11 protein-coding genes are annotated in these 12,584 nt (G+C 72.4%); 8 read left to right on the plus strand and 3 right to left on the minus strand.

Features of this window, described 5'->3' with window-relative positions; all coding sequences use genetic code 11:
* The first annotated feature begins 3 nt into the window (after nt 1-3).
* The 6 genes from ACIRFH_RS10630 to ACIRFH_RS10655 all read left to right on the plus strand — a co-directional run bounded on the left by ACIRFH_RS10630 (nt 4) and on the right by ACIRFH_RS10655 (nt 5,915).
* Entirely contained in the window at nt 4-1,275 is a 1,272-nt protein-coding gene (locus ACIRFH_RS10630) for a spermidine/putrescine ABC transporter substrate-binding protein (RefSeq protein ID WP_403518938.1), read from the plus strand.
* On the plus strand, nt 1,272-2,153 hold the full coding sequence (locus ACIRFH_RS10635; protein ID WP_403518940.1) for an ABC transporter permease: 882 nt from the start codon (nt 1,272-1,274) through the stop codon (nt 2,151-2,153). Before ACIRFH_RS10630 ends, ACIRFH_RS10635 begins: the two co-directional genes overlap by 4 nt.
* Entirely contained in the window at nt 2,150-2,995 is an 846-nt protein-coding gene (locus tag ACIRFH_RS10640) for an ABC transporter permease (protein WP_403518942.1), read from the plus strand. Before ACIRFH_RS10635 ends, ACIRFH_RS10640 begins: the two co-directional genes overlap by 4 nt.
* 88 nt (nt 2,996-3,083) lie before the next feature.
* A complete protein-coding gene (locus ACIRFH_RS10645; protein ID WP_403518944.1) occupies nt 3,084-4,085 on the plus strand; it encodes an SIS domain-containing protein in 1,002 nt (333 codons plus the stop codon).
* 116 nt (nt 4,086-4,201) lie between these two features.
* Nucleotides 4,202-5,089 carry a PfkB family carbohydrate kinase gene (locus tag ACIRFH_RS10650; protein WP_403518946.1) on the plus strand — a complete coding sequence of 296 codons (888 nt, stop codon included), beginning with the start codon at nt 4,202-4,204 and terminating at the stop codon, nt 5,087-5,089.
* 58 nt (nt 5,090-5,147) lie between these two features.
* On the plus strand, nt 5,148-5,915 hold the full coding sequence (locus ACIRFH_RS10655) for a class I SAM-dependent methyltransferase (RefSeq protein ID WP_403518948.1): 768 nt from the start codon (nt 5,148-5,150) through the stop codon (nt 5,913-5,915).
* A 13-nt stretch (nt 5,916-5,928) separates the two neighbouring features.
* Here the strand turns inward: ACIRFH_RS10655 and ACIRFH_RS10660 are convergent, their stop codons facing one another.
* A complete protein-coding gene (locus ACIRFH_RS10660; protein WP_403519151.1) occupies nt 5,929-7,236 on the minus strand; it encodes an MFS transporter in 1,308 nt (435 codons plus the stop codon).
* Nucleotides 7,237-7,654: 418 nt separating this feature from the next.
* On the opposite strand from ACIRFH_RS10660, the gene ACIRFH_RS10665 reads away from it, so the two are divergent.
* Nucleotides 7,655-8,557, plus strand: coding sequence for a helix-turn-helix domain-containing protein (locus ACIRFH_RS10665; RefSeq protein ID WP_403518950.1), 903 nt, complete (start codon nt 7,655-7,657; stop codon nt 8,555-8,557).
* 172 nt (nt 8,558-8,729) lie between these two features.
* Nucleotides 8,730-9,110, plus strand: coding sequence for a VOC family protein (locus ACIRFH_RS10670; protein ID WP_403518952.1), 381 nt, complete (start codon nt 8,730-8,732; stop codon nt 9,108-9,110).
* Nucleotides 9,111-9,388: 278 nt separating this feature from the next.
* Here the strand turns inward: ACIRFH_RS10670 and ACIRFH_RS10675 are convergent, their stop codons facing one another.
* Entirely contained in the window at nt 9,389-10,915 is a 1,527-nt protein-coding gene (locus tag ACIRFH_RS10675; protein ID WP_403518954.1) for a ricin-type beta-trefoil lectin domain protein, read from the minus strand.
* Between the two features lie 178 nt (nt 10,916-11,093).
* Nucleotides 11,094-12,500, minus strand: coding sequence for a cellulase family glycosylhydrolase (locus tag ACIRFH_RS10680; protein WP_403518956.1), 1,407 nt, complete (start codon nt 12,498-12,500; stop codon nt 11,094-11,096).
* Between the last annotated feature and the right edge of the window lie 84 nt (nt 12,501-12,584).

The raw sequence follows: 12,584 nt of genomic DNA on the forward strand, positions 1-12,584 counted from the left end.
ACCATGCCCGAGCACTCCACCCCCTTCGCGCCCCGGCCGCGCGGACCGGTCCCGCGTGGCCTCTCCCGGCGCGGTCTGCTGCGCGCCGCGTTCGGCGCCGCCGCGCTGGCCCCGCTCGCCGCGTGCAGCGTTCCCGGCGCCCGCGTGCACGTCCCCACCGGCAAGGCCGAGATCGCCGCGGCCGTCAGCGACTTCTGGACCGGCGAGAAGAGGTCCGGAAAGCTGGAATTCGTCAACTACACCCAGTACATCGACGTCGACCCCGCCGACCAGGGCAAGCACCCCACCCTGGACGCCTTCACCCGCGAGACCGGCATCCGCGTCGCCTACGACGAGCTGATCGACGACAGCGCCTCCTGGTTCGGCAAGATCCAGCCCGAGTTCGCCTCCGGCCAGGGCATCGGCTACGACCTCATGGTCGTCGGCGGCGACAGCTACCTCACCAAGTACATCCAACTGGGCTACCTGGCACCGCTCGACCACAGCCGACTGCCCCACTTCGCCCGGTACGGCGGGGCCGCGTTCAAGAACACCTCCTTCGACCCCGGCAACGTCTACACCGTCCCCTGGCAGTCCGGCATGACCGGCATCGGCTACGACCCGGCCCAGGTCGGCCGGAAGATCACCAGCTGGCAGGACCTGCGCGACCCGAAGCTCAAGGGCCGGATCGGCATGTGGAACGACGCGATCCAGATGGGCAACATCGCCCTGCTGGCCACCGGCGTCGATCCCGAGACCTCCACCCTCGCCGACTGGCGCAAGGCGGCGGCCTGGCTGCGCGAGCAGCGCGACGCCGGCATGGTCCGCTCGTACTCCACGGCGACCTACCAGTCCTCGCTGCAGCGCGGCGACCTGGCGGCCTCGCTCGTGTACTCGGGTGACGTCTTCCAGGCCAACCAGAGCGGCTCGGCACTGGAGTTCGTCATTCCCGAGGAGGGCGGTCTGCTGTGGACCGACAACCTCTGCATCCCGTCGACGGCCGCCCATCCCGTCGACGCGCTGACCTACATGGACTACGTCTACCGGCCCGAGGTCGCCGCGAGGATCAGCGAGACCGTGCAGTTCGTCTGCCCCGTCCCCGCCGCGCAGCAGGTCGTCGCCCGTGACGCGGCCGCGGCCACCGGCGAGCGGCGCGCCGTGCTGGAGGCCCTGAGCACCAGCCCCCTGGTCTTCCCGACCGAGGACGACGAAGCCAGGCTGCACCACCTGCGGGTGCTCGACCAAGAGGAGGAGAAGCAGTGGAACGCGCTGTTCGAACCGATCTACCAGGCGTGACCCGCAGGCGCCGGTCCCGGCGTCCCGGGGCGGCGCTGGCGCCCTACTGGCTGATCCTGCCGGGCTGGCTGTGGCTGGCCGCCTTCTTCGTCACCCCCGTGATCGTGATGGTGTCGCTGTCGCTGCAGACCGGCGACTTCATCGACGGCTTCCGCCAGACCTGGCACTTCAGCACCTACGCCGACGCGGTCGGCACCTACCACGTGCAACTGGTGCGCTCCCTGTTCTACGGCGCCGCGGCCACCGTCTCCTGCGCCCTCATCGGCTATCCGGTGGCGTACTGGATCGCCTTCCGCGCCGGCCGGCACAAGTCGGTGTTCCTCTTCCTGCTCCTGCTGCCGTTCTTCGTCTCCTTCGTCATCCGCACCCAGTCCTGGAACGTGGTGCTCGCCGACCACGGCGTCCTGCTCGGGCCGCTGAAGGACACGGGCCTGCTCGCCGACGACTTCCACCTGCTGGCCACGCCGTACGCGGTGATCGGCGGACTGACGTACAACTTCCTGCCGTTCATGGTGCTGCCGATCTACGTCGCCCTGGAACGGGTGGACCCCAAGGTCATCGAGGCCTCCACCGACCTGTACGCCTCCCGGGCGGGGACGTTCCTGCGCGTGGTGCTGCCGCTGTCGCTGCCCGGGGTCTTCGCCGGCGTGCTGCTGACCTTCGTGCCCGCCTCGGCCGACTACGTCAACGCGGGCATCCTCGGCGGCCCCTCCACCACGATGATCGGCAACATCATCCAGACCGAGTACTTCACCAACCTCGACTATCCCGGCGCCGCCGCCCTGTCGTTCGTCCTCATGGGCGCGCTGCTGCTGGCCGTGTTCGTCTACGCCCGCGCTCTGGGCACCGACGAGGTCCTGGAGGTGGCCGCGCGATGACCGCCCAGACCGTCGCCCCCGCGACCGACGTGGCCGCCGCCACGCGACCGCGCCCCGCCCGGCGCGTGCGGCGCCGCCCCGCCCTCACCGTCTACACCGCGCTGGTGCTGGCCTGGCTGCTGCTGCCGATCGCCGTGATGATCCTGTTCGGCTTCAACGACACCGGCAGCAAGGTGAACTTCACCTGGCAGGGGTTCACCCTGGACTGGTACCGGCACCTGTTCGCCATTCCCAACCTGACCGCAGCCCTGGTCAACAGCCTGACCATCGCCCTGGTCGTCGCCGTGGTCGCCACGCTGCTGGGCACGCCGATCGGGCTGGCGCTCGGCCGCTACCGCTTCCGCGGCCGGGGCTCCGTGGACCTGCTGATGTTCGCCGCCATCGCGGCTCCCGAGATCGCACTCGGCGCCGCCCTGCTGTCGCTGTTCATCGTCATGGGCGTGCCCCGCGGCTACTGGACGGTCGTCATCGCCCACGTGGCGTTCTGCATCCCCTACGTCGCCATCACCGTACGGGCGCGCATGGCGGGGTACGACCCCACGCTGGAGGAGGCCGCCCGCGACCTGGGGGCGGGCCCCTGGACGGCGTTCCGGCTGGTCACCCTGCCGATGCTGCTGCCCGGCGTGGCCTCCGGCGCGCTGCTGTGCTTCGCGCTGTCCGTCGACGACTACGTCATCACCAGCTTCAACGCCGGCCGTACGGTCACCTTCCCGCTGTGGGTCTACAGCGCCAGCCGTACCGGCGTGCCCCCGCAGGTCAATGTCATGGGGACGCTGATCTTCGTCGGCGGCCTCGTCATCGCCGGGGCGAACGTGCTGTTCTCCCGGCGCCGCGCGGCCTGACCCGCCCCGGTTCCCCGCGCCCCTTCGGTCACCGGCTCACCGGCATCCGCCGGCCGGTGCGGAACAACCCGCAAAGGAAGTCATCACCGTGCTCTCTTTCAACGAAGCCGAGTTCGTCGCCCAGACGGAAAGCCTCGTGGCGCTGCGCCCCCAGATCGAGAAGGTCGCCGACCGGCTGATCGACGACGGCTACGACAACGTGCTCCTCGTCGGCGCGGGCGGGACGTACGCGCAGATGTGGCCGTACGAGCACCTCGCCCGGCGCACCTCGCTGCTGCCGGTCCGGGCCGCCGTCGCCGCCGAACTCGTCGTCTCCGGCGACGCCCGTCTCGGCGAGCGCACCGCCGCGGTCTTCACCTCCGTCTCCGGCACCACCGAGGACAGCCTCCGCGCCATCGAGTACTGCAAGGCCCGCGGCGCCCTCACCATCGGCTTCACCGGCCACCCCGACTCGCCCGTCGCGCAGAGCGTGGACACCGCGCTGATCTCCGCGCCCAAGGCCTGGCCGTTCGACATCCAGCTGCTGCTGCTCATGGGCCGACTGCTGTCCCGGCGGGGCGAGTTCGAGGGCTACGAGCGGCTGGCCGACGAACTGGCGGGCCTGCCCCGCATCCTGGTGGACGTCGCCCGGCAGGCCGAGCCGGTGGCGGCTGCCTTCTCCGAGGCCCACAAGGACGACGACTACCACTTCCTCATCGGCGGCGGGAACCTGTGGGGATTCACCTACCTGTACTCCATGTGCATCCTCGAGGAGATGCAGTGGCTGCGCACCACCCGCGTGCACAGCGCGGAGTTCTTCCACGGTTCGCTGGAGCTCCTGGAGGAGGACACGAGCGTGATCATTTTCCAGGGCGAGGACGAGACGCGGGCACTGACCGACCGGGCCGAGGCCTTCGCCAAGCGCGTCTCCAAGGACGTCACCGTCTTCGACACCCGCGACTACCCCCTGGAGGGCATCAGCCCGCAGTTCCGGGGACTGCTCGCCCCGCTGGTGCTGGACACCGTGATGGACCGGGTCAGCAAGCACCTGGAGCGGGTGCGGGACCACTCTCTCGACCTGCGCCGCTACTACCGCGTCATGGACTACTGACCACCGGGCCGGTTCCCCCTCGCCCATCCACCCCGCGCGCCGGTGCCCCGGCACCGGCGCGCCCACGGCGGGCGCCGCGTTCCCCGCACGCCGTGTCCGCGCCTCGGGAGACCTTGATGAACGTGCTCGGCTTCGGCGACAACACCGTCGACCGCTTCGTGGACCGCGGCACCGACTATCCCGGCGGCAACTGCGTCAACGTCGCCGTCTACGCCCGCCGGCTGGGTCTGGACGCCGCCTACCTGGGGGTGTTCGGCGACGACGACCTCGGCGCCTTCCTCCGTACGGCCGTGGCGGCGCAGGGCGTCGCCGTGGACCACTGCCCGGTGCGCCGGGGCGGGACCTCGGTCTCCACGCTGCAGGTGCGCGACGGCGACCGGGTGTTCCTCGCCTACGACGAGGGCGGTGAGGGCGTGCGCGAACCGCTGGTCCTGGACCCCGGCCTGCTGGCCTACGCGGCGTCGTTCTCGCTCGTGCACTCCAGCGTCTACTCCCGCACCGAGGCCGAACTCCCGAGGCTCGCCACGGCCGGCCCGCTGATCAGCTTCGACTTCTCCGACGAGGAGGAGTTCCGTACGTCCGCCTATCTCGACCGGGTCTGTCCGCACGTGGACCTGGCGCTGTTGTCGTGCTCGCACCTGGACGAGTCCGCGACGCGCGGGCTGCTCGCGGAGGTGGTGGGGCGGGGGGCCGGGACGGCGCTCGCCACGCGCGGCCTCGAAGGGGCGATCGCGTACGACGGGCGGGTCACGGTCACCGCGCCGGCCCGCTTCGCGGACCCCGGGTCGATGTCCGACACGATGGGCTGCGGAGACGCCTTCCTCGCCGGATTCGTCGTGGCCCTCCTGCGCGAGGGCTGGTCGCGGCGGGCCGCGCCGGCGCCGGACACACTGGAACACGCGCTGCGCCAGGGATCGCGGGCGGCGTACCACCAGTGCTTCGTGGAAGCGGCCTTCGGCCATGGCCGTCCGGCCCCGGCGGCGAAGGCCGGCCACGTGACGTGACGACCGGACACCGCCGTGGGCCCCGGTCCCGCCCGTACGGTCCGTTACGATGCTCGGCATGTCCGGTCGCGCGCGGAGCTTCGGAGCGGTGGCGGAAGCCTACGAACGGTTCCGGCCGGAGTACCCCGTGGAGCTGTACGACACCGTGACGGCGTACGCGGGCCGCCCGGTGCGCACCGCCCTGGAGATCGGCGCCGGGACGGGAAAGGCGACCCGTCTGTTCGCCCGGCGGGGAGTGAGGGTCACCGCGACCGAGCCGGACGGGGCCATGCTCGCCGAGCTGCGCAAGCACGTGCCGGCGGGCGTCGGCACGGTCCGGGCCGCGTTCGAGGAGTTGCGACCGGTGGAGCGGTACGGGCTGGTCTACGCGGCGGCGGCCCTGCACTGGACCGACCCGCGGGGCCGGTGGTCACGCGTGGCCGCGCTGCTGGAGCCGGGTGGCGTCTTCGCCTCCTGCGGCGGGCCGTTCCGGCTCGCCGACCCGGCCGTGGAGCGAGCGGTTCGCGCGGCACGCGCGCCGTTCCTGGAGAGCAACGAGATCCCGTCCCCGGACGGGACCCCTCCGGGGGAGGACATGCGGTGGCCGGGCACGGAGCTGCAACAGTCCGAGTGGTTCACCGACGTGCGGCAGTCGGTGCTCGCCCGGCGTCCGACGATGAGCGCCCACGAGTACGTCGGCCATCTCTCGACCGTCTCGGCCTACCTGCTCCTGCCGGCGCCGGAACGGGACGAGGTGTTCGGCCGGATCCTGCGGGTTCTGCCGGACCGGGTGGAGATGACCGCCGACCTCACCGTCCACCTCGCCCGTCGGCGCGTCGCGGACTGACGCGGCCGGCACGTCAGCCGCGCGGGAGGAGGAGGCGGGCCAGGCCGGCGGTGACCAGGAGGAGGGCGGCGACGGCCAGGAGGCCCAGACGCATGCCCGGCAGGGAGAAGGCTCCGCCGGGACCGGCGAGCACGCTGCCGAACAGGGCGACGGCGAGCGCACCGCCGGCCTGGCGGGAGGCGTTGAGCAGCCCCGACGCGATCCCCGCGCGCCGGCCCGGCACGGCCTCCATCAGCTGTGCCGTCAGCGCCGGCACCGAGAGTGCCCCGCCCACGCTCAGCGGCACCAGCAGGACCGGCACCAGCCACAGGGGGGTGTGTGCGGCCAGCGGCAGCATGGTCAGCATCGCCGCGCTGAACAGCAGCTGCCCCGTGACGATCACCGCCCGTCGGCCGACGCGCTCCGCCAGCCGCGGTGACACCAGGTTGGTCGCCGTCACCAGTGCCGACATCGGGACGAACATCAGCCCGGCCTCGATCCCCGACATGCCGCGCAGCTGCTGGTAGTACAGCCCCAGGACGAAGATCCCGCCGTAGAAGGCGGCGTTGAGGGCGAAGCCGACGGCCAGGGCGGGCGCCACGCGGCGGTCGCGCAGCATGCTCAGCGGGACCATGGGGTGGTCCTGCCGTGCCTCGACCCGGTAGAAGGCGTACGCGGAGACGACGGCGAGCGCGGCGGCGGCCAGGACCGGAGCGCTGGTCCAGCCCAGGTGGCCGCCCTCGATCGCGGCGAACACCAGGGCGGCCAGCGCCAGTACGGCGGTGAGCTGGCCGAGGCCGTCCAGCGGGGCGGGCCGCCGCGGGGAGCGCTCCACCCGCACCAGCAGGCCGAGGATCACCGCACCCACCGGCAGGTTGAGCAGGAACACCGATCGCCAGCCGGCCCCGTCGGTGAGCAGCCCGCCCAGCACCGGTCCCGCGGCCATCGCCACCGATCCGCCGACCGTCCACAGCGCGATGGCGCGGGCGCGCGCCCGGTCGTCCTCGTAGGCGTGGCGGATCAGCGCCAGTGAGGCCGGCAACACCACCGCGGCGGCGACGCCCTGGAGCACACGCGCGCCGATCAGCACGCCGATGCCGGGCGCGAGAGCGCAGCCGAGGGAGGCGAGGGTGAAGAGGGCGACGCCCCAGGCGTAGGCGCGGCGGGCGCCGGCCCGGTCGGCGAAGGCACCGGCGGAGAGCATCAGGGCAGCGAACATCAGGGTGTACGCGTCGACCACCCACTGCAGTCCTGCCATCCCTCCGCCGAGGGAGTGTCCGATCGCGGGCAGCGCGATGTTGACGGCCGAGACGTCGACCGTGATCACCGTGAAGCCGAGCAGCGCCGCGACGAGTGCGGTCGCACTCCGCCTCGGTGCGGCGGGGTCGCACTCGGGCGCCTCGGCCGGCCGGCTGCGGGCCTGCTGTCGTCGCAGGAGTGCGCGCTGCGGCGGCTGCACGGCGTCCTTCGGCGCGGTGTTCTCGGACGAAGCGGTGGACGGCGAGGAGGTGAGAGGCACGGCGGACTCCTGAAGCAGGCGACGGACCCGCTCCCGGGGGGCGGGTGGGCGGGCGGTCCCGTTCGCCGGGCCGCGGTCCGGCGTCGTGCGCCCCCTGGGCCCCGGCGGCCGGGCCGCCCGCTCCGACAGCCACTCTGCCCGGGCGCGGTCCGGTCCGGCAGACCGCGTCGTACCCGGGGTGGGGCGTTCCAGGCCCTGACACGGCCCCTCACGCACGGCGGTCTCCTGCGACAATGCCCGGATGGCAGCAACAGGGGACGCGCGCGGCACCGAACTCGGACGCTACCTGAAGGCTCGCCGGGCACAGGTACGCCCCGAGGACGTCGGGCTGCCGGCCGGCGCGGGACTTCGCCGTACTCCCGGGCTGCGCCGCGAGGAACTGGCCGCGCTGGCGGGGGTGAGCGTCGACTACTACATCCGTCTGGAGCGCGGCCGGGAGACCAACCCCTCCCCCGCGGTCGTGGACGCCCTCGGTCGCGCGCTGCGGCTGCGCGGTGACGGTTACGAGCGTCTGCACGAGCTGGCGGAGCTGGCCTCCGGCCGGCCCTCCGAACTGCCCGCGTCCTCCGGCAACGGTGTCCGTGAGTCGGTCCTGCGGATGCTGGAATCGGTTCGCCCGCTGCCCGCCTACGTGGTGAGCCGCTACAACCGTGTGCTGGCGGCGAATCCGCCCGGGCGACGGCTGTTGCCGGGGCTCTGGGACTGGCCGGAGGAACAGCGCAACCTGACCCGCTACCTCTTCCTCCACCCGGTCGGCCGGACCCTCTACGAGCCGTGGGAGGAGACCGTCGCCCGCTCGGTCGCCCATCTGCGGGCAGTGGCCGGAGCCGCCCCGGACGACCCCGAACTCACCGCGCTGGCCGGTGAACTGGTACTGAAGTCACCCGAGTTCGCGAGACTATGGGAGCGGTACGACGTCTGCGAGCGAGGCGGCGGACAGAAGTCGTTCCGGCACCCGAAGGCAGGGCCGATGACCCTCACCTACGAGGTCATGCAGCTGGCCCGGACGGGCGGCCAGCGGATGGTGGTCTACCAGGCGGCGCCCGGGAGCACGGACGAGGCGAACATGCTCCGGCTGGATCCGTCGCGGGCCCGCGACGAGCCGGTGCCCGCGGAAGGCGGGAGCGGCGCCCTCGTCCCGTGACCGCCGGCACAGCGCGGCGGTCCTGGCGGGGCCTCAGGGGCCCGCGCAGAAATCATTTCACCCGCACCGGTGCCGTCGGGTACGGTCACGGAACTGTTTTCCCTGCCGGGAGTTCATGAGATGCGCGTGCGGCCTCCCCGGCTGGTTCCAGGCTGGAAGTGGGTGTTTCTTCATGGCGTGTCGTATCAGTGAGCTCGTGCTCGGTTGCCGCGACCCCGAGGTGCTGGCGCGGTTCTGGTGCGAGGTCCTGGACTTCGTGGTGCTCGATCGCGAAGGGAACGAGTGCATCGAGATCGGGCCGCGCGAAGGGTTCGGCGGGCCGCAGCCGACGATCATCCTCAGCCGCAGGGACGAGCCGGAGCCGGGGAAGACCCGGCTGCACATCGACGTCAACCCCACCGACCGCGATCAGGACGCCGAACTCGAACGTCTCCTGAAGCTCGGGGCGCGCCCGGCCGACATCGGCCAGACCGGCGAGGAGCAGTGGCACGTTCTCGCCGACCCCGAGGGCAATGAGTTCTGCCTGCTCAAGGCCCGCCTCGCCCCGCTGTGACGGTGTGACCCGCACTGCGGGCCGGCCGCCGGGCCGGGGCACGGCCGCCGGTTCGGCCCCTGCTCCCCCGAAGCGGGGGGGGGCGCCCCCCCGGGGGGGGGGGCGGGGGGGCGCCCCCCCCCGCTTCGGGGGCATCACCGGATGGGCGTGGTCCCCTCTAGTGCCGCGGCAGGCGACGTTCGCCCCGTCGCGACGCCCGGCACGCTCCTCCAGAGGGGTGCCCCCACTCGCCGCACCGGACGCCGCTCCTCACCGGGCGAACGTCGCCTGCCGCGGCACTAGTCGAAGCGCTGGTTCGCCGAGCCGTCGCACTTCTGGATCCGCAGCGGCTCGCCCGGGCCGGTCAGGGTGAGGCAGAGTCCCCGCGCGGCCGCCGGCCGGATCGTGGCCCCGTCTCGGACGAACTTCTGGTGTGTCCCGCCGTGGCAGTTCCACAGGACCAGACCCGTACCGGCCGGGTACCTGGTGTCGGGGACGTCCAGGCAGCGGTCCTGGGTCAACTCGGTGTGGATGGTGCCCCGTTGCGGGTCGTACCACCAGCCCTGGTTGCGGCCGCCGTGGCACTTCCAGCCGAGGACACGGGTGCCGTCGGCGCTCGCGGCGGCGTCGGCGTCCACGCAGGTGCCGGTCGCCCGGCTGGTCAGCGGCCGGTAGACCGCGTCCCAGGCGTACGGGAAGAGGACCGGCTTCCCGGAGGAGTCGACGTCCGCGCAACTCGCCTCCCGGGCACCCGAGTCGTACAACTGCGTGAGGCAGGAGGCGAAGGCCGCGTGGCCGCGCTTGTTGGGGTGGAAGGACTGGCGGAGGGAGTTCTCGTCCGGCGTGCCGGGCTTGGAGAGGTCGATGTAGGCGCCCCGGGCCCAGGTGTCCTCCATGCAGACCTCGTGGCCGTGGAAGAGCCGGGAGTTGTCGAGGTAGACCGCACCGGTCTCGGCCGCCGCCTTGCGCATACCGCGTTCGAAGGCGGGGACGGCGCTGTTGCGGCCCCAGGCGGTGTCGGAGTCGTGCCCCAGGCCGCCGCAGGCGAGCTTGCCGGAGAAGTCCGGGTTGTCGCGGAAGTCGGGGCCGATGGGGCTGGGATAGCCCATGACGACGAGCTTGTAGTCGCCGTCGGCGTATCCCGCGTCCCTCATCACGCTCTTCAGGTCGCGCACGGTCTGCTCGACCTTGGGCACGAGGGCGTCGACGCGGGCCTGCCAGCCGGGGGCGTACTTGGGTTCGCAGGCACCCTGGAGGAGCAGGTAGCGCGTGACGCAGTCGGTCATGACGGGACCGAACTGGAGGTCGTCGTTGGCTCCGGCGACCAGCAGCACCATCTTGACGCGGGTGTTGCGCGCCTTGATCGCGAGGCTGTCGCTCTGCACGAGTTCGTCGGCGTACTGCTTCGAGCCGCCGATGCGGATGTTCCCGGTGTACGCGCCGGAACACGACACGTTGAACGTGAGGTCGGCGGGGATGCCGGTGCGGTGGATGGCGGCGTCCGGCGAGCGGTGGCACCAGTTGTCGGGGCCGTTGGTGCCGGGTTCGTAGGTACCGGTCCCCTCGCCGGAGATCTCGCTGTCGCCGAGCGATATCAGGCTGGTCCTGCGGTCGTCCAGAGGTCGTTCCGCGGGGTTTCCGTAGAGCTCGGTGGCCTCGGCCGCGCGGACGGCCTCCAGTTGCGGGGAGAGCGGTACGGAGGAGACGGACTCGGCGGAGCCGGACCGGGCGGCCTGCGCGGGGGCGGTGGCGATGGCTCCGCATGCCACCGCCACCGCGGCGGCAGCCGCCGTCAGCCAGTGGTGTCTGTGCCGTGTGCCCTTCACTGCACCTCCTGGTGGTGGGGTTACCAGGGGTTGTACCGGTCGGTAGGCACTGTGGGAACACGTGAAACAAGACAACCGCTCATCTTTTGCGGCTCGCACGGCAGCACGGCTCGCACATGGCCCGTCCGCGCCCGTCCGCGCCCGAACGCGACCCGCCGCCCGTCCGCCCCTCCGCGGGTCATCGCGGTGGGCGCGGGGTGACGAGGACGGTGACGTGTGCGCCGGGCCGCGCCGCCACGCGCGCGATCGCCGCACGGTCCCCCGGCAGCACGGAGGCGGTGGTCCGGGCGGCCCCGGTCAGCTCGAGGCGCCAGCCGCCCGCCCGGGGCGGCACGGAGATCTCGGTGACACCGCTCCCGGCCCGGTACGACAGCCGGAAGACGCCCCTGTCCGGCTCGTACGCCTCGGCGGTGACCCGGCCGGCGACCGCCGGGGCGTACGGCGCCGCGGTCCGCTCCTTGTTGGCCCGGAAGCGGCCCTCGGCGTCGACGGCGCAGTACCCGCCGCCGTAGCACCAGACGTAGCCCGCCCAGCCGGAGCTGTAGCGGTTCAGGGACGCCAGGGCGTCGCGGTAGAAACGCCCCATGTTCGGCAGGGAGTTGTTGAGCGGGCCCCACTCCCCCACCACGACGGGGACGCGGTACCGGCGCGGGTAGACGGTCACCGCGGCCTCGTACGCCTCGATCCAGCCGGCCGAGGGGTCGTAGTCGGCGCCCGCCTCCATCGCCGTGTTGTAGAAGTGGGGCGCGTAGACGGCCTTGGGGTCGTCGATCCGGCCCAGGCCGGTGGGGACGCCCTCGCCCACGATGGGGGTCGGCTCGAAGAAGATCCAGGAGTCGTCGTCGACGGAGCGGACGGCGTCGGCGAGACGGTTGTACATGGGGGTGAGCTGGTCGCGCTCGATGCGCCGGGCAGCCGTCGGCAGGTCCTCGCCCTGCGCGGTCTCGCCCATGGGCTCGTTGATCAGGTCGTAGCCGAGGACGGCCGGATGGTCCCCGAGGCGTCCGGCCAGCACCCGCCACATGTCCGCCTGGGCGCGCCGCAGGTCCGGGTCCTCGTAGAGGTGGGTGAACGCCCGTTGCACGGCCGGTTCGAAGTACTCGGCGAACCAGTCGTCGGGGTGCGGGGAGAACGCCAGCCCGTCGGTCCTCGTCGCCCACTCGGGGATGCCGCGGTGCCCGAAGGCGGGCCCGAAGACGTCCTGGTGCGCGTCGATCAGGACCCGGACGCGGTGCTTGTGCGCCCAGTCCAGGATGCGTTCGATCCTGCGGAGGTACCGCTCACTGTACCGGCCCCGCTCGGGTTCGAGGTCGTCCCAGAAGACCAGCAGCCGCGCGAAGCCGAAGCCCCGGGCCCGCAGGTCCCGGAAGTGACGCTCGCCGATCGCGGACAGGGCGGTCTCGCCGCGATGGGCCTTGTCCTCGACGTTCCAGCCGCGCAGGGTCAGCACGCGGCCCCGGTCGTCCGTGAGCCGGGGGATGGCGGGGAGAGGGTCGCGGTGGTCCTCGGCGACGGCCCCCGCGTGGGCGGTTCCGGTGGCCAGCAGGGCGGTGCAGACGAGCGCGGCGAACAGACGGCGGTACATGGGACCTCCGGCACGGTCGGTCGGCAGTGCCGCAGATCACATCAGGAAAGCTGAGGACTGTTCAAGAGTGCGGGCTCGTGCGAA

The sequence above is a fragment of the Streptomyces sp. NPDC093586 genome, assembly GCF_044764905.1.
Taxonomy (GTDB): domain Bacteria; phylum Actinomycetota; class Actinomycetes; order Streptomycetales; family Streptomycetaceae; genus Streptomyces.

Bases quoted from the DNA above. Each gene is read 5' to 3' on its own strand.
- ACIRFH_RS10630 (WP_403518938.1), top strand. From the start codon at position 4: ATGCCCGAGCACTCCACCCCCTTCGCGCCCCGGCCGCGCGGACCGGTC.
- ACIRFH_RS10640 (WP_403518942.1), top strand. From the start codon at position 2,150: ATGACCGCCCAGACCGTCGCCCCCGCGACCGACGTGGCCGCCGCCACG.
- ACIRFH_RS10650 (WP_403518946.1), top strand. From the start codon at position 4,202: ATGAACGTGCTCGGCTTCGGCGACAACACCGTCGACCGCTTCGTGGAC.
- ACIRFH_RS10655 (WP_403518948.1), top strand. From the start codon at position 5,148: ATGTCCGGTCGCGCGCGGAGCTTCGGAGCGGTGGCGGAAGCCTACGAA.
- ACIRFH_RS10665 (WP_403518950.1), top strand. From the start codon at position 7,655: ATGGCAGCAACAGGGGACGCGCGCGGCACCGAACTCGGACGCTACCTG.
- ACIRFH_RS10670 (WP_403518952.1), top strand. From the start codon at position 8,730: ATGGCGTGTCGTATCAGTGAGCTCGTGCTCGGTTGCCGCGACCCCGAG.
- ACIRFH_RS10680 (WP_403518956.1), bottom strand. From the start codon at position 12,500: ATGTACCGCCGTCTGTTCGCCGCGCTCGTCTGCACCGCCCTGCTGGCC.